Consider the following 19,433-nt stretch of genomic DNA (forward strand, 5'->3'; position numbering starts at 1 on the left):
CGACGGCGGCGGGCGCCGGGGCGGCGGGCGGCGCGGGCGGGGCCGGGGGCGCGACGGCGGCGGGCGCCGGGGCGGCGGCCGGTTCCTCGTCCACCGAGACGCCGAAGTCGGTCGCGATGCCGGCCAGGCCGTTCGCGTACCCCTGGCCCACTGCACGGGCCTTCCATGCGCCGTTGCGCAGATAGATCTCGACGACGACCAGCGCCGTCTCGGTGGCGAGGCGCGGCGGTGTGAAGGTGGCCAGGACGCTGCCGTCGTCCGCGTTGCGCAGGGTGGCGGTGGGCTCGATGCCCTGGAAGGTCTGGCCCGCGGCGTCGGGGCTCGCCGTGACGACGATCCGCTCGATGCCGGCGGGGAGGGCACCGGTGTCCACCACGATGGCGTCGGGCGCGGTCCCGCCGCCGGAGCGGTAGGCGACGCCGGGCCCGGCCGGCTGGTTGTAGAAGATGAAGTCGTCGTCCGAGCGCACCTTGCCGTTGGCGCCGAGCAGCAGGCCCGAGACGTCGAGCCGCACCGGGGCGGCGACGTCCACCGCCACGCGCGCGGCGGTGAGAGGGATGTTCGAGCCGGGGGTCATAGCGGTCATGCCAGGGCTAACGATCCGGGCCCCTTTGCCGTTCCCTTACCCGCACCGGGTTCGGCCACCCTGGTTACTTCCGGCCACTCTGGTTGCGCGGGTGGTTCCTGGCCTGCCGCTCGTTCCCGAAGCGGTACGAGCCCGTCCAGCGGGCCATGACCAGCTGGGCGTCGCCCGCCTCCACCTCCGCGAGGAACTTCTCGGCGCGCCCGCCGCGCAGCACGCCCGCGGCGCGGCCCTGGTGGGTGAGGACGACCGTGCCGTCCCGGCGCTGTTCGTAGGTGAATCCATGAGGTCGTGGCATGCCGGGCATCCTGCCGTTCCCGGTCAGATCCGTCATATGAATATTCTTTCGGTCCATGGGCGCAGTAGGGACCGCGGGTGCCGCGGGCGGGGTGGGTGGCAGTTCGTTCCGGACGGGGGACGTGGACGAGGCGCGGGTGGAACTCGACGCCCGCTACTACGCGAACCGGATGGACGTCCTCGAAGGGGAGCGGCGGCCGTTCGCGGCGCGCTTCGACACCGTCGCGCTCGGACCGCTGGTCATCGGCGACCTGAGCTGCGGCGCCGACGTGCGGATGAGCTTCGGCGAGCTCGGCGCGTACCACCTGAACGCACCGCTGAGCGGGACGATGGAGATGCGCCAGGGCGGCGGCCCCACGATCGTCGCGACGCCGGCCGAGGCGCTGCTGCTCGACCCGGCGGGTGACACCTACCTCGACCGCTGGAGCGGCGACTGCCGGACCCTGTCCGTGAAGGTGGGGGCGGCCGCGCTCCACGACCGGCTGGGCCGGCTCATCGGCCGTCCCCCGCGCGGCCCGCTCGCCTTCGCGCCCCGCCTGGACATCACCCGCGGCCCCGGTCTGAGCTGGGTGCGCTTCGCCCGGCAGGTCGCCGCGGAGACGCTCGCCGGCGACGGGCTCGCCCGGCACGAGCTGGTGGCCGCGCCCCTTCAGGAGGCACTCCTGAACGGGCTGCTCCTGGCCGCGGACCACCCCTGGCGCGAGGCGCTCGCCCACCCGGCGGAGCCGCGCCGCCCGGCCCCGGTCAAGCGGGCGATGGACGCGGTGCGGGAGCGCCCCGAGCACCCCTTCACCTCCACCGAGCTCGCGGCCCTCTCCCGGGTGAGCGTGCGGCGCCTCCAGGAGTCCTTCCGGGAGTACGTGGGGATGTCGCCGATGGCGTACGTGCGGGAGGTCCGCCTCGACCGGGTCCGCGAGGAGCTGCGGGCGGCGGCCCCGGACGAGGTGAGCGTGAGCGAGGTGGCCTGGCGGTGGGGCTTCGCCCACCAGGGACGCTTCGCGGCGCACTACCGGGAGAAGTTCGGCGAACCGCCCTCCCGGACGCTGCGAGCGGCCCGCTGACGGGTCGCCGACCGCACCCTGCCGGGCCGCCGGGCTGTCGGGCCGCTGAGCCGCCGGGCCGCCGGGCTGTCGGGCCGCCGGGCTGTCGGGCCGCCGGGCTGTCGGGCCGCCGGGCCGCCGGGCTGTCGGGCCGCTGAGCCGCCGGACTGTCGGGACGCCGAGCCGCTGACCAGTCGGTCGGTCTGGCCGGGCGTGGCATGCGCCCCCTGCGCGCCGGTCGTGCTCCTGTGCGTCTACTCGTCGCGCATTCCGGACAGAGGCCGCGTTCCGCGGCTCGCGATGATCTTCGTCGCGACCTACGGTGGACGGGTCCGGTCTGCCAGCGCGCACCGTGACCCGGGCCCCGGCCGGCTCCCCCGTATCAGTCCGGCCGGGTCCTGCGTACCCCCGTCCCCCCGCCGGGTACGCGCCCGGCGGACACCCCCCCTGGCCGCCTGCCGCTCAGTGCGGCCAGCGGGGCGGGTCCACGGTGAAGTGGCCGCCCAGGTAGAGGTCGTCGGCGCTGCCCTCGGGCGGGAGGCCCTTGTCGGCGACGAGCTTCTCCGCGTACGCCTCCGAGTCGTCCCGGGGTTCGAAGCCGAGCGCCCTGGCCGAGGCGAGGTCCCACCACGAGCGGGTGTTGGCGGAGGAGCCGTACACGACCGTGTGGGCCACGTCCGGGGCGGTGAGCGCGGCGTGCAGGAGGCGGGCGCAGTCGGCCGGGCTGAGCCACATCGAGAGCATCCGCACGGAGGTGGGCTCCGGGAAGCAGGAGCCGATGCGGACGGAGACGGTCTCGATGCCGTGCAGGTCCCAGTAGAGCTGGGCCAGGTCCTCGCCGAAGCACTTGGAGAGGCCGTAGAAGGTGTCGGGCCGGTGCGGGGTGTCGACCGGGACGAGGGGCTCGCCCTCGCGCGGGCGCCGGGTGAAGCCGACGGCGTGGTTGCTGGAGGCGAAGACCACGCGGCGCACGCCCTCCTCACGGGCGGCCTCGTAGAGGTGGTGGGTGCCGGCGATGTTGGCGGCCATGATCCTGTCGAAGTCGGCCTCCAGGGAGATGCCGGCCAGGTGCACGACCGCGTCGACGCCCCGGACCGCCTCGCGCAGCGCCGTGCGGTCCGCGAGGTCGGCGACGATCGCGTCCGGCTCCCCGGGTACGGGGGCGACGTCCAGCAGGCGGAGCTCGTAGCCGTACGGGGGCAGCAGCTCCCGCATCAGCGTGCCGACGCCCCCGGCGGCGCCGGTGAGCAGGACGGTGCGGGGTACGGACATGGAGCGGGTCTCCTCCGTCGAGTGCCATGCGGCTGAGTGTCGTTCACAACCATGGACACGCTAGGGAGCGGCCCGACGGAGCGTCAAGGGCCGGTCATGCGCGGGGCATGCGCGGGGCATACACGGGCATGCGCCTTGACCCTTGTTCGGGGCTGATCTAGCGTGCGTGTCGGCATCGTTCAAGAATATGGATGACAGTCATAACTGTGCACAGAGGCTGTGCACGACGGACTTCCCTGGGAGCGCCCGTGACCACTGCCCCGCTCGCCGGCCGGCTCGACGGCCTGCTCTTCTTCCCCGTCACCGCCTTCGCGCCGGACGGCTCCGTCGACCTCGACGCCTTCCGCGCCCACGTCCGCGCCGGCGTCGACGCGGGCGCCGCGGCCGTGTTCGCCTGCTGCGGCACCGGCGAGTTCCACGCCCTCACCCCCGAGGAGTTCAGGGACTGCGTGGCCGCCGCCGTCGAGGAGGCCGCCGGCCGCGTCCCGGTCGTCGCCGGCACCGGCTACGGCACCGCGCTCGCGATCCGGTACGCGCGCCTCGCCGAGGAGGCGGGCGCGGACGGGCTCCTCGCCATGCCCCCTTACCTCGTCGTCGCCGACCAGGCCGGACTGCTCCGCCACTACACCGAACTCGCCGCCGCCACCCCGCTCGACGTCATCGTCTACCAGCGGGACAACGCGATCCTCACCCCCGCCACCGCCGTCGCCCTCGCCCGCACCGACGGCATCATCGGCCTCAAGGACGGCCACGGCGACCTCGGCCTCATGCAGCGGATCGTCAGCGCCGTCCGCGCCGAAGGCCTCGACCTGCTCTACTTCAACGGCCTGCCGACCGCCGAACTCACCGGCGCCGCCTACCGGGGCATCGGCGTCACCCTCTACTCCTCCGCCGTCTTCTGCTTCGCCCCCGACCTGGCCCTCGCCTTCCACCGGGCCCTCACCGCCGGCGACGACGCCACCGTGGACCTGCTCGTCGACGGCTTCTACCGGCCGCTCGTCGAACTCCGCGACCAGGGGCGGGGATACGCCGTCTCGCTCGTCAAGGCGGCGGTGCGGATGGCGGGGACGGACGTCGGCGAGGTGCGCCCGCCGCTGAGCGAGCCCGCCCCCGAGCACCTCAGGGAACTCGCCCTGCTCGTCGAGCGCGGCCGGGCCCTCCTCAAGGAGGCGGGAGCATGAGGGCGGGAGCCTTCGTCTACCCGTGGGACGTCGACGGCGACCCCGCCGCCCCCGCGCTCCTCGCCGGACTCGGCGTCGCCCAGGTCACCCTCGCCGCGGCCTACCACTCCACCCGGGCGCTGAGCCCCCGCCACCCGGCGCACCGGATCGTCACCGCCGAGCACGCGGCCGTGCTCTACCCGCCGGACCCGGACCGCTGGGCGGGTCGTGCGCTGCGCCCGTACCCGGCGGGGGAGTGGGCACCCGGCGACGCGTACGGCCGGGCCGCCGACGCGCTCGCCGGAACCGGCCTCGAGGTGCACAGCTGGGTGGTCCTCGCGCACAACTCCCGCCTCGGTGCCGAGCATCCGGAGACCTCCGTCGTCAACGCATACGGCGACCGGTACCCCTGGGCCCCCTGCGTCGCCCGCCCCGACGTCCGCGCCCTGCTCGTCGACCTCGCCGCCGAGGCCGCCGTACGGCCCGGCGCGGCCGGCACCGAACTGGAGTCCTGCGGCTGGTACGGCCTGGCCCACCTGCACGCCCACGACAAGACCGGCGGGATCACCCTGGGGGAGCGCGCCCAGTACCTCATGTCGCTCTGCTTCTGCCCCGCCTGCCGACAGGGGTACGGGGACGGGGGCGCCGACCCCGACGAACTGGCCGCCGCGGTGCGCGGGGCCCTGGAGCCCGTCTGGGCCGGCGCGGGGCCGGCGGGCGGCCTCGGCGTCCTCGAGGCCCCGGCCCTGGCCTGGCGCGCCGTCACCGCCCGCACGTTCCAGGAGGCCGCCGTCGGCGCCGTACGCGCCGCCGCCCCGCCCGGCTTCCGGATCCTGCTCCACGCGGACCCCGACCCCCACCGCTGCGGCGCCGACGCCGGCACCGACCCGGCGCACGTCCTGGGGCTCACGGACGGCGTCGTCGCCCGCCCCCCGAAGATCGCCGGCTTCGCCGCCCACGCCCGCCCGGGCACCGTCCTCGCCGCCAACCTCTCCGTCGTCGCCGGCATGGGCGGCGCCCCCGGACGCCTCGTCCGGGACGCCGAGGAGGCCCGCGATGCCGGAGCGACCGAACTGCGGCTCTACCACGCGGGCTTGGCCTCGGACGAGGATCTGGGCGCGATCCGTACGGCGCTGCGGAAGCTGAGCTGAAGGGTCACCGCCCTCCGGCGGGCGGTCCCTCCCCGACCGTCGGCGCGTCTCCCCGGCGGGCGGGCTCGTCGGCCCGGAGGGCGGCGAGCAGGCGCTGTGCGGAGGCGCGGGTGTCGGCGACGTGGGTGCGGGCGAGGGCTTCGGCGCCGTCCTCGTCGCGGTCGCGGACCGCCGCGTAGAGCCGCTCGTGGGCTCCGCACATGGGTTCGCCGTCCGACCGGGCGGAGGTGAGCCGGAAGAGGCGGCGGAGCCGGGAGTCGAGAGGGGCCATGAGGTCCATCAGGAGCGGGTTGCCGGAGAGTTCGACGATCCGCCGGTGGAAGTCGGCGTTGAGGGAGACCGTGTCGCGCAGGCGCCCGGCCTCCGCCGCCGCGCGGGCGCGGGCCAGCAGCCGTTCCAGGTCGCGGAGCTGGGCCGGGGCGGCGTGCCGGGCGGCGAGGCGGGCGGCCAGGCCCTCCAGGTTCTCCCGTACGTCGAAGAGGTGCTCGGCGTCGCGCGGGCCGAAGTCCGCCACCACGGCACCCCTGCGCGGCTGCACCGAGAGGAAGCCCTCCGATTCGAGCCGCTGCATCGCCTCGCGCACCGGCACCCGGGAGACTCTCAGCTCCTCGGCGATCTCGCGTTCCACCAGGCGCGTGCCCGCCGGGTACTCCGCCTCGATGATCCGCTCGCGCAGCTCCACGTACACGCGCTCGCGCAGGGACGGGTGGGCGTCCCCGGCGGCGGGGCGGGAGGTGGTCATCGGGAGGGCTCCAGTCGGGACGCGCGGGGCGGTCCCCCGATCTTCGCAGACCGCTCGGCGAGGGCGGCGGAGCCAGGGGCCGCCGGCCGCCGGCCGTCGCCCGGCGGCCGGCACACCGCCTCGGCGCCACACCGGGCGGCCGTCCCGGAGCCACCACGCCGGCCGCCTCGGAGCCACCGCGCGGGCCGGCGCGGACGGTCACGCCGGGCGGCCGTCCCGGAGCCACCACGCGGCCGGCGCGGACGGTCACACCAGGCGGCCGTCCCGCGCCACCACGCGCCCGGCGCGGACCACGAGGTCGCGGCGGGGCAGGTCCACGACGGCCTGCGGGAGGCATTCGCCGTCGAGGAGCATGAAGTCGGCGGGAGAGCCGGGCCGGAGGTCCGCCTTCGGCAGGCCGAGCAGCTCCGCGCCGCCGTCGGCCGCGAGGCGGAAGCAGGCCTCGAGTTCCTCGTCGAGGCGGGCGTCCAGGGCCCAGGCGGCCAGCCAGGCGCGGTGCAGCATGTCCGCGTTGCCGAACGGGCTCCAGCTGTCCCGCACGCCGTCCGAGCCGAGCCCGATCCGCACCCCGCGCTCGGCGAGGCGGCGGAAGGGCAGGATCGTGGTCGCCGAGAGGGCGACCGTGGTGAGCGCGATCCCGGCCTCCGCGAGCAGGTCGGCCGTCTCGTCGAGCTCCCGTCCGGAGAGGCCGGCGACCGCGAAGGCGTGCGCCACGCTCACCCGGCCCCGGAGGCCCAGGGCGCGGGTGCGGGCGGCGATGTCCCGGAGCGGGGCGAGGCCCCGCTCGCCCCGGTCGTGGAGGTGGATGTCGAGCCCGAGCCCGTGCTTCTCGGCCAGGGCGAAGACCGTGCCCAGCTGGTCGCCGTCCGCGTCGAAACCGGCCGGGTCGATGCCGCCGATGTGGGTGACGAGACCGCTCGCCGCCGCCTCCGCCAGCAGCTCGGCCACACCCGGGGTCCGGACCACGCCGTGCTGCGGGAAGGCGACGAGCTCCACGTCGACGACCCCGGCGAGCTTTCCGGCGGCCTCGGCGACGCCCTCGATCCCGGCGAGTCCGTACGCCGGGGCGACGTCCGCGTGGGCGCGCATCGCCCGGGTGCCCCGCGCCGCCGCGTGGGACATCAGCCGCAGCGCCCGCTCGCCCACCGGGGCCGGCAGGGCGCGGGCGAGTTCCACGTCCCCGGCGACGTGCTCGGCGATGCCGTGCGCGGGGCGCCTGCTGTGCCAGGGCTCGCCCCAGGAGGTCTTGTCCGGGTGGATGTGCGCGTCGACCAGGGTCGGCAGGGCCAGCCGGCCGCCGCCGTCCACCCGCTCGACCCGGGCGTCCGCCGGCACCTCCGCCGCCAGGAGGCCGTCCACCGCGACCAGGTCGCGGGCCGGGCCGCCGAAGGGGCGTACGTCGTGGAAGAGGGTCGCGGTGCGCGGCGGCGGGGTCACGTGGGCTCCTCGGGGGCGAGGGACGGTCCGGGAACGGTACCGCGATCTGGTATACCACGGGCGTCGGCGGGATCCGCCCCACCGCCCCTCACCAGCCCAGATCCTCCAGCGCGTCCAGATCCGGCACCGCCACCGCCACCGGCTCCGCGTCACCGCCGCCCACCCGCAGCTCCGCCCAGATCGTCTTCCCGCGCCGGGCGTACCGGGTGCCCCAGCGATCCGCGTACTGGGCGACCAGATACAGCCCGCGCCCGCCCTCGTCCGTCGTCGCCGCGTGCCGCAGGTGCGGGGACGTACTGCTGCCGTCCGACACCTCGCAGATCAGCGTCCGGTCCCGCAGCAGCCGCACCCGCACCGGATCCGCCCCGTACCGCACCGCGTTCGTGACCAGCTCGCTCAGGACCAGCTCCGCCGAGAAGGCGAGCTCGTCGAGCCCCCACTCCGCCAGCTTCGCCGCCGCCGCGTTCCGCACCGGCGAGACCGCCGACGGGTCCCGCGCCACCTCCCACTCGGCGATCCGCTCCCGGTCGAGCAGCCGCGTCCGGGCCACGAGCAGCGCGATGTCGTCACGGGGCGTGGGCGAGAGAAGGGTCGCCAGGACGTCCGCGCAGGTCTGTTCGGGCGTCCGGTCCGGGTGGGCGAGCGTCGACCGCAGCAGCCCGATCCCCGTGTCCAGATCCCGCCCGTGGTCTTCCAGGAGCCCGTCCGTGAACAGGACCAGCTTGCTCCCCTCCGGCAACCGCAGCTCCGTGGCCTCGAACGGCACGTCGCCGAGACCGAGGCCCAGCGGCAGCCCCGGCGACAGCTCGGGGAACTCCACCCGCCCGTCCGGAGCCACCAGCGCGGGCCCCGGATGCCCGGCGCTCGCCACCGTGCAGAGACCCGACGCCGGATCGTAGATCGCGTACAGGCAGGTCGCGCCGGTGATGCCCTCGTCCCGCCGCCGCCCCTCGCCGTCCGGGCCCTCCGACTCCCGGTCGTCGATCCGGCCCGTCAACTCGTCGAGATGACCGAGGAGCTCGTCCGGCGGCACGTCGAGCGTCGAGAAGTTGTGCACCGCCGTCCGCAGCCGCCCCATCGTCGCCGCCGCGTGCAGCCCGTGCCCCACCACGTCCCCCACCACGAGCGCCACCCGCGCCCCCGGCAACGGGATCACGTCGAACCAGTCGCCGCCCACCCCCGCCTTCGCCGGGAGGTAGCGGTACGCCACCTCCACCGCGCTCTGGTCCGGCAGCACCCGGGGCAGCAGGCTCCGCTGGAGCGTCACCGCCATCGCGTGCTCCCGGGTGAACCGGCGCGCGTTGTCGATCGCCACCGCCGCCCGCGCCGCCAGCTCCTCGGCGAACGACAGGTCCTCCTCCCCGAACGGCTCCGGGGTGTCCGCGCGCCAGAAGTTCGCCATTCCCAGCACCACCCCACGGGCCAGCAGCGGCACCGTCAGCAGCGAGTGCATCCCGTACGCGAGCGCCCGCGCCGCGCCCTCCGGGTCCTGCGCCCGCCAGCCCTCCGCCGACGCCAGCTCCGCCTGCACCACCGCGTGCCCCGCGTGCAGGGCCTTCGCCATCGGCGTGGTGGGCACGTCGAAGCGGACGGTGTCCCCGACCGGCTGGAGCGGCTGGTCGGGCCGCAGCCCGCTCAGCGCCGCGCGCCGCAGCCCGGCGGCCGCCGCCGCGGCCCCCGGCGGCTCCTCCCCGCGCAGCACCGGCTCCAGGAGCTCCACCGTGGCGAAGTCCGCGAACCGCGGCACCGCCACCTCCGCCAGCTCCTCCGCCGTCCGTACGACCTCCAGGGTCGTCCCGATCCGCACCCCCGCCTCGTACAGCAGCTGGAGCCGGCCGCGGGCCACCGCGGCCCGGCCCGTCAGCGCCGCCAGCTCGGTGGTGTCCCGCATCGTCATCACGCACCCGGACTCCTTGCCGCCCGCGACGGTCGGCCGCACGCTCACCGCGAGCAGCCGGTCGCCCGCCCGGTGCACCTCGTCCGTCGCCGACCGCCCCGACTCCAGCAGCTCGACCGTCCGGGGATCGAGACCGAGCTCCGAGACGTGCCGCCGCTCCGCGTCCGCGTCCGCGCCGAGCCCGAGCAGCCGGCGGGCCTCGTCGTTGGCGAGCAGCAGCCGGCGGTCCGGGCCCATGATCAGCACGCCCTCCCTGACCGCGTGCAGCACCGCCTCGTGGTGCTCCTTCATCCGGGTCATCTCCGCCGGGCCGAGGCCGTGCGTCTGCCGTCGCAGCCGCCGGCTCACCAGCGCGGCCCCGCCCACCGCCAGCGCGAGCGCGCCGCCCGCCGCACCGATCAGCAGCGGCAGCCGCCCCTCCACCGCGTGCGTGATGCTCTCCACCTCGATGCCGCTGCTGACCATGCCGACGATCCGGCCCCGCTCGTCCGCCACCGGGACCACGGCCCGTACCGCGTCGTTCGGCGCGCCCCGGAACAGCTCGGTGAACGACTCGCCGTCCACGGCCGCCCGCGAGAGGTCCCCGGTGGCCTTCCGGCCGATCAGCTCCGGCTCCGAGTCGGTGTACCGCACGCCGGCCGGGCTGAGCACCGCGATGAAGTCGACGCCCGTGGACCGCCGGGTCGCCTCCGCCCGGTTCTGGAGCTCCGCCGTCGGATCGGGCGACATCAGCGCCGCGTCGATGCCCGGGGCGTGCGCGAAGGCCTCCGCGACCGCGAGCGAGCGGATCCGGGCGTCCCGCTCGGTGTCCCGCTGCGCCTGGTGGAACGTGATGAACACCGCCGCCGCGATCACCAGGAGCGCGATCAGCGCCTCCAGGGCGAACACCTGCCCGGCGAGGCTCCGCAGCCCCGTCTCCCGCTCGCCCGGACCGCCTCCGTGCGTCCTTGCCCGCCCCCGTCCCCGGTTCCTCCACCGGCCCGCTCCGGAGCCGTCACGGGCCGTCATCCGGTGCTCCGCGCGATGAGCAGCGCCACGTCGTCCGGCGCCCCCGGCCGCCGCAGCGACCGCAGCAGCAGGTCGCAGGTCTCCTCCAGGGGCCCGCGAGCCTCGTCGAGCAGACCCACCAGCAGCGCGAGCCGCTCGTCGATCGCCTCGTGACGGGTCTCGATCAGTCCGTCCGTGTACAGCACCAGCCGGTCCCCGGGCCGGAACGGCACCCTCGTGGTGTGGAACCGGCCGCCGCCGACCCCCAGCGGCACCCCCGTCGACAACCGCACCAGCTCGGCCGGCCCGTCCGCCGGGACCCGGACGGGCGGCAGATGACCCGCGTTCGCGATCCGGCACCGGCCGCGGACCGGGTCGTGCACGGCGAAGAGACACGTCGCGATGTAGTGCTCGAGACCCTCCGTGATCCGGTCCAGGTGCCGCAGCACCTGCGCCGGCGACAGGTCCAGGTCGGCGAACGCGCAGGTGGCGGTGCGCAGTCGGCCCATCGTGGCCGCCGCGTCGATCCCGCTGCCCATCACGTCCCCGACGACCAGAGCCGTCTTGTCGTCGGGCAGCGGGATCACGTCGTACCAGTCGCCGCCCACCTCGCTCGACGCCTGCGCCGGCTGGTACCGGGCCGCGATCTCCAGGCCCGTGAGATCCGGCGGCGCACCCGGCAGCAGACTGCGCTGGAGCGTCACCGCCGAGTTCCGCACGCTCTGGTACCAGCGCGCGTTGTCGATGCTCACCGCGGCCCGCGCCGCCAGCTCCGTCGCGAGCAGCACGTCGTCGCCGTCGAAGGGCAGCGCGTTCCGGTCCCGCTTCAGGTCGAGCGCCCCCAGCACCTCGCCGCGAGCGATCAGCGGCACCGCCAGGTACGAGTGCACACCGGCCCGCGCGAGCAGTTCCGCCGCCTGGGGGCTCCGGGCGATCCGGGACAGGTCACCGGGGCCGACGTGCTCCACCAGGACCGGCAGACCGCTGTGCACACACCGGGTGACCAGCCGGTCCGCTCCGTACATCGCGACCGCCCCGGGCGGGTCCGCCGCCGGAAGCGCCTCCGTCCGGCCCGCGGCCTTCACCGCGAGGGCACGGAACAGCTCGGGCCCCTCCTCGGGCGCGCCGGGCCTGCGCAGCGCGAGCACCGAGTCCAGGACGTCGACGGCGGCGATGTCGGCCAGCTCCGGCACCACGACCGAGGCCAGCTCGTCGGCCGTCTGCTCCACCTCCAGGGTGGTGCCCACCCGGGCCGAGGCGTCCGCGATGAGGGCGAGCCGCCGCCGGGACCGGTCCGCCGCCGCGTCCGCCCGGTGCCGCTCGGTCACGTCGATCACCGACACCGCGACCCCCAGGACCCGGCCCTCGGCGGCCTCCAGCCGGGACAGCGACACCGACCAGACGTGATCGTGCTCGGGATCCGCCGGGGTCCGGCCCGTCGTGGCGTGGTCCAGCAGCGGCACGCCCGTGGCGAGCACGGTGCGGAGCGCCGCCTCCAGGCCGCCGGCGTCCAGCATCGGCAGCATGTCGCCGATCCGCCGGCCCACGTGCAGTTCGGCCGGCACGCCGTTGATCCGTTCGAGCGCCGGGTTCACCAGGACGTACCGCAGCTCGGTGTCGAGCAGGGCGAGGCCGATCGGCGACTGGCTGACCAGCCGGTCCGAGAGGGCCAGCTCGGTCTCGACGCGCTCCACGGCGGAGCGGTCGGCGGCGATCCCGAGCGCGTAGAGATCCCCCCGGTCGTCGGTGAGCCGCATGTTGCGGAACTCCACCTGCCGGTAGGTCCCGTCCTTGTGCCGTACGGGGAAGACGCCCGACCAGGTCGTTCCCCCGTGCAGCACCTCGCCGAAGAGACGCAGCGCCTCCTCCTGGTGCTCCTCGCCGACGATCAGCCGGGCCACGTACCGGCCGAGCGCCTCGTCCGCGCCGAAACCGAAGAGGTCCTCCGCCTGCGGGCTCCACAGCACGATCCGGCCCCGGTCGTCCACCACGACGGCCGCGACCCCCAGGACGTCGAGGAGTCCCTTGCCGGCCAGGGGCACACCGACGTGCCCCGCCGTCCCCGGGAACGAACCGGCCGTCACACTGCCCTCCTCCCGCCGCGCCCGAACGCCTCCCTCCATGCTCCACGTCCCCCGGTCCGGCCGCGCGGCGAAGCGCCGCCGCCCCGCACCGCGAGCCCCACCGACCACGCCGCTCCGGCCACCGCGAGCAGCGGCAGCAGGACCCGTACGTCGATCACCGCGACCAGGCCCGCGCCGAGTGCGAGGGCCACCGCGTTGGGCGCGAGGACGAGGGTGTGGGCGGTCGCGGCGACGCGCCCCACCGCCTCCGCGGGGGCCTCGCGCTGCACCGCCGTCACCACGGCGACGAGCACCCACGGAAGGCCGAGCCCGATCACGGCGCTCGCCGCCAGGGCCGTCGCCTCGTACGGCAACGCGCGGACCCCCACCGCCACCGAGAACAGGGCCAGGCCGGCGCCGGCGAGCGTGAGCTCCGGGATCCGGCGGAGCAGCGGGCCCGTGACCAGGCCCGCGAGGACGGAACCCGCGCCCTGGACCGCGTACAGCACACCGGCGTACGCGGGCGGGCGGCCGAGCCCCCCGTCGACGACGGCGTAGATCGCGGCCCCGTTCACACCGGCGAGCAGCATCGTCACCGAGCCCGTCGCCACCAGGGGCCGCAGCACCGGCGAGGCGCGCAGCAGCCGGACGCCCTGGGCCGTCTCGCGCCACCAGTGGCGGGCCGCGGGCGGGGCGGGCCGCGTCTCGCGCACCGGCATCAGCGCGAACACCCCCGCCGCGACCGCGAAGGTCGCCGCGTCCAGGAGGGCGACGGGGCCACCGCCGTACCGGGCGAAGAGCCCCGCGGCCACCAGCGGGGCGATCAGCTTCATCGACTCGTTCGCGGTCATCCGCAGCCCGTTGAACGTGCCGAGCCGCTCCTCGTCGAGCACGGTCGACACCAGGGCCTGCTCCGCCGCCTCGTGCACCGTGCCCTGCGCCCCGTAAAGGACGAGCACCGCGAACAGCAGCCACACCCGGTCCGCCGACTCCACCCACAGGAGCAGCGGCAGCAGCAGCGCCATCGCCGCGTTCGACACGACCAGGAGCGGCCTGCGCCGCACCCGGTCGGCGAGCGTGCCCAGCAGCGGCCCGAGGAGGACCGGCGCCCAGAGGGCGAACGCGGCCAGAGCCGCCAGACTGTCCGACCCCGTCAGGGACTTCACCCAGATCCCGGAGACCAGCCACATCGCCGTCGTACCGAATCCGGACACGACGACACCTGTCAGATACCAGCGCATGGCCGCAGCCTGGCGTCTGAGGAGCCCCGCCCGGATCGGTCAACCGCCTTAGGCCTGTCCGGCGGATCAGGGCCGGACAGGCCTAAGAGGGGTGCTCGGTCGACTCCGTAACGCGCACGACACCTGAAGTGTCCGCCCGGTGGGCACAATCCAGCCAGCCGTCCCCGAGGAGAGTCATGTCAGAGCTCAGAACCAGTGCCCCGAGCACCCCCGTCGACCGGTACTTCCGCATCAGTGACCGAGGGTCGACCCTCGGCCGTGAGATACGTGGCGGCTTCGCCACGTTCTTCACGATGGCGTACATCCTGGTCCTCAACCCGATCATCCTCGGCAGCGCCCAGGACAAGTACGGCCACCACCTCGACCCGGCCCAACTCGTCACCGCGACCGCCCTGGTGGCCGCCGTGATGACGGTGATCATGGGCGTCGCCGGTAACCTCCCGCTCGCCCTCGCCGCCGGGCTCGGCCTCAACGCCGTCGTGGCCTTCCAGCTCGCGCCCCTGATGAGCTGGCCGGACGCGATGGGCCTCGTCGTCCTGGAAGGGCTGCTGATCTGCGCCCTCGTCGTCACCGGGCTGCGCGAGACCGTCATGCACGCCATCCCGCAGCAGCTGAAGCAGGCCATCAGCGTCGGCATCGGCCTCTTCATCGCCTTCATCGGCTTCGTCGACGCGGGCTTCGTCACCCGCATCCCCGGGGAGACCGGCTCCGTGCCCGTCCAGCTCGGCGCGAGCGGTCACCTCTCCGGCTGGCCCGTCTTCGTCTTCTGTCTGGGCGTGCTGCTGACCGTCGCCCTCATGGCCCGCAAGGTGAAGGGCGCGATCCTCCTGTCCATCGTGGTCACGACCGTGGTCGCCGTCGTCGTGAACGAGCTGGCCGACGTCCCCGCGCAGGCGTGGGGCCTGACGGTCCCCGCCGTCCCCGACGACCTGGTCGCCGCCCCCGACTTCGGACTCGTCGGCTCCTTCAGCCTCTTCGGCGCCTTCGGGCAGATCGGGTTGGTCACCCTCGTCCTGCTCGTCTTCACCCTGCTGCTCAGCGACTTCTTCGACACGATGGGCACCGTCGTCGGCGTCTCCAGCGAAGCCGGCCTCCTCGACGAGGACGGCAAGGTCCCGCACCTCGGCCGGATCCTCCTCGTCGACGGCGCCGCCTCCGCCTCCTCCAACACCTCGTACATCGAGTCCGCGGCCGGCGTCGGCGAGGGCGCCCGCACCGGCTTCGCGTCCGTCGTCACCGGCGGCCTGTTCGCCCTCGCCCTCTTCCTCACCCCGCTCGCCACGGTCGTCCCCGCCCAGGCGGCAGCGCCCGCCCTGGTCGCCGTCGGCTTCCTCCTGATGACGCAGGTCCGGCACATCGACTGGACGAGCCTCGACATCGCGATCCCGGCCTTCCTCACCATCGTCGTGATGCCCTTCACGTACTCGATCACCAACGGCATCGGTGCCGGCTTCCTCGCCTACGTGGTGATCAAGGCCGTCCTCGGCAAGGCCCGCGAGGTCCACTGGCTGCTGTGGGCGACGGCCGCCCTCTTCACCGTCTACTTCGCCATCGACCCGGTCGAGCGGCTGCTCGGCGTGAAGTAGCCGCGGGACGCGTCCTGGGCCCCCGTCACCGGTCGCGCTCTTCCCGCTTCTCGTACCGCAGGGCGAGCCCCGTCACCACCGCTCCCAGGCCCTCCCACAGGCCGACGCCGAGGAACCCGGCGGGGGCGCGGCCGGTGACGACCGCGAGGGTGAAGACGGCGCAGGTGAGGAGGCGGAAGGGGACGGTCCAGCGGAAGAAGGGCTTCCAGTCGGCGAGGGCGGCCAGCACGTAGTAGACGCCCATGTTGAGGGCGGCCATGGAGGAGGCCGTCAGGAAGACCAGGGTGTGGTCGCCGTCCGCGCGGCGGCCCTCGGGCACCGGCTCGAAGCCCATGACGGTCAGCAGGGCGTCCGGGGCGACGAGGCCCACCACCCCGAGCGCCGCGGCGAGCACGCCGAAGACCGCCATGGTCCAGCCGGAAAGGGAACGGGGCAGGCGCACGGCGGTCCTCCGTGGGACGAGAGCAGGGACACGCCCCGCGATCCGAGTACGCATTCGAATCGAGGGGAGTGCCCCTGCATATCGCGGGACGGGGTCCGACGGCCAATCGGCCCCCGTCCCACGTCACTTCAGCGCCGCCGCCATCATCTTCTGCGCCACCGGCGCCGCCAGGCCGTTGCCGCTGACCTCGGAGCGGGCGGCGCCCGAGTCCTCGATCAGCACCGCGACGGCGACCTGCTTCCCGGTGGAGGGGTCCTTGGCGTAGGAGGTGAACCAGGCGTACGGCGTCTTGCTGTTGTTCTCGCCGTGCTGCGCGGTGCCGGTCTTGCCGCCGACCTCGGCGCCGGCCACGGCGGCGTTGCTGCCCGTGCCCTGCTCGACCACGGTCACCATGGCGCTCCGCAGCTGCTCGGCCGTCGACGAGGAGACGATCCGCTCGGTGTCCCCGTCCTTGAACGAGGTCAGCGCGTCGCCGTCGGAGTCGACGACCTTCGACACCATGTGCGGGGCCGCGAGGAGGCCGTCGTTGGCGATCGCCGCCGACACCATCGCCATCTGGAGCGGGGTGGCCGTGACGTCGAACTGCCCGATGCCGGTCAGCGCCGTCTGGGCCTTGTCCACGCCGGAGGGGTACACGCTGGCGTAGGCACGCACCGGTACGTCGAGCGCGTCGTCGTTGAAGCCGAACTTCTCCGCCATCGCCTTCACCTTGTCCTGCCCCAGGTCGACGGCCATCTTCGCGAAGACGTTGTTGCAGGAGTACCGCAGCGCCGTGCGGATCGTGGCGTTCTCGCAGGGCGCGGACGCGTTCTCGTTGGGCAGGACCCTGCGGGTGCCCGGCAGCGTGTACGGGTCGGGGCTCTCCGTCGCCGTGTCCACCGAGCCGTAGAGGCCGTCCTCCAGGGCCGCCGCCGCGACGACCAGCTTGAAGGTCGAGCCGGGCGGCAGCGGCTGGCGCAGCGCCCGGTTGACCATCGGCTTGTCCTCGTCGGTGGTCAGCGCCTTCCAGGCGTCGCCGTCCGTCGCCCCGGCGATCTTCGACGGGTCGTAGGACGGGGTGGACACCATGGCGAGGAGCCGGCCGGTCGCCGGGTCGATCGCGACGGCCGCGCCCTTCTTGCTCCCGAGCGCCCGGTAGGCGGCCTTCTGGACGTCCGGGTCGATCGTGGTGACGACCGTGCCCGGCGCCTGCTGCTTGCGCGTGACGGCGTCCAGCGGGCTCTTCAGCCGGTCGTCGGTGCCGTCCAGGACGTCGGAGTAGATGCCCTCCAGCTGCGTGGCGCCGTAGGCCTGCGAGCTGTAGCCGGTGACCGCCGCGTACAGCTCGCCGTCCGTGTACGTGCGCTGGTAGGCGAGGTCCCCTCCCTTCGTCTTCCTCGAGCCGGTGACCGGCGAACCGGTCACGACGATGTCGCCCAGCGGCTGCGCGTACTGCGCGATCGTCTTCCGCCGGTTCTTCGAGTCGTCCGCGAGCGCCTTGCCTTCGTACGCCTGCACCCAGGTGGCCCGGCCCAGCAGGGCGAGCACCAGGATGAGGACGAAGACCGACGTGTGCCTGATCGTCTTGTTCATCGCACCTATGGGGACGAACGGGCCGGCGGCGGACGTTCCGGCTGTGTCCCGTTTCTCAGCGAACCTTCATGTCCCGGGCGGCCCCGTGTCCCCCCTGCCGGTCACGACGCCCCGACCCGCGTATGTGATCATGCTGGGGCCCCGGGGGAGGGGCCGGAGACGCGTCGGGCGGGGGAGTCGGTTGTGAGTACGGGTACGGGCAGCGGCGGTCCCGGCGTGCCGGACGAGGTGTGGGAGGAGTTCCTGCGGACCTCGGCCGACGGTACGGCGGAAGCCCCGGAGGAGCCGTCGGCGCGGGCCCGCGAGGCGGCGGCCCGGCTGCGGGCCAGGCCCGCGGAACCACCGGCCTGGCGCGCGCACACTCCCGTACGCCCCCGGCGGAGGAAGGGCTGGTACGTGGCGGGGCTCGTGGCCTCGCTGGCCCTGCTCGTCGTGGCCGTGGACCCGGGAGGGTTCGTCGGATGGTCGGGCGACGACGGCCCGGCGCGGCCCCTGGCGCAGGAGACGGCGCGGCCGGAGCAGGCACCGCCCCCGGAGCCGGGCGGGCGGGCCACCCTCGCCGAACCATTCAAGGGCTCGCCCGCGGTGCGCTGGGCGGACGGCACGGCCGGCATCACCGTGCCCGCCGCCGAGGCGACCGGATGGATGACGAAGACGGAGGTCGCGCGGGCGCTCGCGCGAACCCGCGACTTCCTCGCCGCCGGCAGCCTGGATCCGGCGGTGCTGCGGGGCGGACGCCCCGAGAAGGCGATCGCCCTCATCAACCCGCACCAGCCGGACATGAAGGCCTTCGTGTCGACCGCGCTGCGCGCACCCGACGCGGACCACGACCCGCTGTCGCTCTTCAGCCGCTTCGACCCGGCACAGGCCCGTGTCGTCGGGGACGTCGTCAGGACCCGGGGGCACCTCACCTACCGGGAGGGCGAGCGCGGGGCCCTGGAGGTGACCGCCGACGTCACCTACGTCTACCCGGTCGCCCCGGCGGGCGGCGGCGACGAGGTCGTGCGCGTGATCGTGCGGCGGGAGACCGTGGTGAGCTGGGACGACCCGGCGAAGGTGAAGACGGAGAAGGGAACCCTCACCGTCCTCTCGCACCGGGCCGACACCACCAACGGCGGGTGCGACGACCCCACCGGCTACTTCCGGCCCGAGTTCGGCGGCGGAGGATCCGGCGCCGGCACGAGCGGCCGCACGGTCGATCCCTACGACCGCACGGCGCCACTGGCCGACGCCGAGGCCGGCTGCGGCACCGCCACACGCTCCTGACCCGGTGGGGCGACGGCGCCCGGGCCGGGTGGAAAGGTGACCGCTCGCGTCACCCCGTGCGGACGAACCCCGACTCGTACGCCAGGATCACCGCCTGCGTGCGGTCGCGGGCGCCGAGCTTGGCGAGGACCGCCGCCACGTGGGTCTTCACGGTGGCCGGGCCGACACCGATGCGGTCGGCTATCTCGGCGTTGGTGAGACCGGTCGCGACGAGCCGGAGGACCTCGGCCTCGCGGTCGGTCAGGCGGGCGGCCCAGGCCGGCGCGGCCGGCGGCCGGTGGCGGGCGTGTTCGGCGGCGAGGCACCGCACGGCGGCCGGATAGAGGAGCGAGTCGCTGCGCGCGACCAGGCGCACGGCGCTCACCAGCTCCTCCGCGGCGGCCCGCTTCAGCAGGAACCCGGCGGCGCCGACGCGCAGCGCGTCGTACACGTACGAGTCGTTCTCGAAGGTCGTGACGACGACGATCCGGGGCGCGTCCGCCATCCCGGCGAGGATCTGCTCGGTGGCCCGGATGCCGTCGATCTCCGGCATGCGGACGTCCATCAGCACCACGTCGGGCCGCTCGGCGCGCACCACCGAGACCGCCTCGGCGCCGGTGGCCGCCTCGCCGACGACCGCCAGGTCGGGCTCGGCGTCGAGGATGACCCGCAGGGCGGTCCTGACCATCCGCTCGTCGTCGGCGAGCACGACCCTGAT

General features: G+C 74.8%; 16 protein-coding genes. 5 read left to right on the top strand and 11 right to left on the bottom strand.

Going from position 1 to position 19,433, the window contains the following annotated elements; genetic code table 11:
• Together OO54_RS16965 and OO54_RS16970 are read right to left on the bottom strand one after the other, a co-directional pair.
• The coding region (locus OO54_RS16965) for a TerD family protein (protein WP_209440897.1) at positions 1–586 on the bottom strand (586 nt) is incomplete at its 3' end.
• Between the two features lie 64 nt (positions 587–650).
• Positions 651–881 (bottom strand): hypothetical protein, encoded by a 231-nt coding sequence (locus OO54_RS16970; RefSeq protein ID WP_033204150.1) that lies wholly within the window; start codon positions 879–881, stop codon positions 651–653.
• Between the two features lie 55 nt (positions 882–936).
• Between OO54_RS16970 and OO54_RS16975 the strand changes: the two genes are divergently transcribed.
• Positions 937–1,941 carry an AraC family transcriptional regulator gene (locus OO54_RS16975; protein WP_234439603.1) on the top strand — a complete coding sequence of 335 codons (1,005 nt, stop codon included), beginning with the start codon at positions 937–939 and terminating at the stop codon, positions 1,939–1,941.
• A gap of 441 nt (positions 1,942–2,382) precedes the next feature.
• Here OO54_RS16975 and OO54_RS16980 read toward each other — a convergent pair whose 3' ends face one another.
• Positions 2,383–3,192, bottom strand: coding sequence for an NAD-dependent epimerase/dehydratase family protein (locus OO54_RS16980; protein ID WP_033204035.1), 810 nt, complete (start codon positions 3,190–3,192; stop codon positions 2,383–2,385).
• A 248-nt stretch (positions 3,193–3,440) separates the two neighbouring features.
• Here OO54_RS16980 and OO54_RS16985 point away from each other — a divergent pair, with 248 nt between their 5' ends.
• Both OO54_RS16985 and OO54_RS16990 read left to right on the top strand, forming a co-directional pair.
• Entirely contained in the window at positions 3,441–4,373 is a 933-nt protein-coding gene (locus tag OO54_RS16985) for a 5-dehydro-4-deoxyglucarate dehydratase (RefSeq protein WP_017238601.1), read from the top strand.
• Complete coding sequence (locus OO54_RS16990; RefSeq protein ID WP_033204037.1) at positions 4,370–5,503, top strand: hypothetical protein; 1,134 nt, start codon at positions 4,370–4,372, stop codon at positions 5,501–5,503. Before OO54_RS16985 ends, OO54_RS16990 begins: the two co-directional genes overlap by 4 nt.
• A 4-nt stretch (positions 5,504–5,507) precedes the next feature.
• Here OO54_RS16990 and OO54_RS16995 read toward each other — a convergent pair whose 3' ends face one another.
• From OO54_RS16995 to OO54_RS17015, 5 genes are all read right to left on the bottom strand, one after another.
• Positions 5,508–6,245, bottom strand: coding sequence for a GntR family transcriptional regulator (locus tag OO54_RS16995; protein ID WP_033204039.1), 738 nt, complete (start codon positions 6,243–6,245; stop codon positions 5,508–5,510).
• 246 nt (positions 6,246–6,491) lie between these two features.
• Positions 6,492–7,682: an amidohydrolase gene (locus tag OO54_RS17000; RefSeq protein ID WP_033204041.1), complete on the bottom strand. Its 1,191-nt coding sequence runs from the start codon at positions 7,680–7,682 to the stop codon at positions 6,492–6,494.
• Between the two features lie 88 nt (positions 7,683–7,770).
• Entirely contained in the window at positions 7,771–10,587 is a 2,817-nt protein-coding gene (locus OO54_RS17005; RefSeq protein ID WP_033204043.1) for a SpoIIE family protein phosphatase, read from the bottom strand.
• Positions 10,584–12,650, bottom strand: coding sequence for a SpoIIE family protein phosphatase (locus OO54_RS17010; RefSeq protein ID WP_033204045.1), 2,067 nt, complete (start codon positions 12,648–12,650; stop codon positions 10,584–10,586). The genes OO54_RS17005 and OO54_RS17010 overlap by 4 nt, the downstream gene beginning before the upstream one ends.
• Positions 12,647–13,870, bottom strand: coding sequence for an MFS transporter (locus OO54_RS17015; protein WP_051786999.1), 1,224 nt, complete (start codon positions 13,868–13,870; stop codon positions 12,647–12,649). Before OO54_RS17015 ends, OO54_RS17010 begins: the two co-directional genes overlap by 4 nt.
• A 176-nt stretch (positions 13,871–14,046) precedes the next feature.
• On the opposite strand from OO54_RS17015, the gene OO54_RS17020 reads away from it, so the two are divergent.
• Positions 14,047–15,456: an NCS2 family permease gene (locus tag OO54_RS17020; RefSeq protein WP_033204047.1), complete on the top strand. Its 1,410-nt coding sequence runs from the start codon at positions 14,047–14,049 to the stop codon at positions 15,454–15,456.
• A 25-nt stretch (positions 15,457–15,481) separates the two neighbouring features.
• Here the strand turns inward: OO54_RS17020 and OO54_RS17025 are convergent, their stop codons facing one another.
• Both OO54_RS17025 and OO54_RS17030 read right to left on the bottom strand, forming a co-directional pair.
• The gene (locus OO54_RS17025) at positions 15,482–15,865 is read right to left on the bottom strand and encodes a hypothetical protein (protein ID WP_200146781.1); all 384 of its coding nucleotides are present in this window, start codon (positions 15,863–15,865) and stop codon (positions 15,482–15,484) included.
• 156 nt (positions 15,866–16,021) lie between these two features.
• Complete coding sequence (locus OO54_RS17030; protein ID WP_033204051.1) at positions 16,022–17,470, bottom strand: peptidoglycan D,D-transpeptidase FtsI family protein; 1,449 nt, start codon at positions 17,468–17,470, stop codon at positions 16,022–16,024.
• Positions 17,471–17,653: 183 nt separating this feature from the next.
• Between OO54_RS17030 and OO54_RS17035 the strand changes: the two genes are divergently transcribed.
• Complete coding sequence (locus OO54_RS17035) at positions 17,654–18,736, top strand: hypothetical protein (RefSeq protein ID WP_234439604.1); 1,083 nt, start codon at positions 17,654–17,656, stop codon at positions 18,734–18,736.
• A gap of 49 nt (positions 18,737–18,785) precedes the next feature.
• On the opposite strand, the gene OO54_RS17040 is transcribed toward OO54_RS17035, so the two are convergent.
• Complete coding sequence (locus OO54_RS17040) at positions 18,786–19,433, bottom strand: response regulator transcription factor (RefSeq protein WP_078905235.1); 648 nt, start codon at positions 19,431–19,433, stop codon at positions 18,786–18,788.

The organism is Streptomyces wedmorensis, from assembly GCF_000716445.1.
Classification (GTDB): Bacteria; Actinomycetota; Actinomycetes; order Streptomycetales; family Streptomycetaceae; genus Streptomyces; species Streptomyces wedmorensis.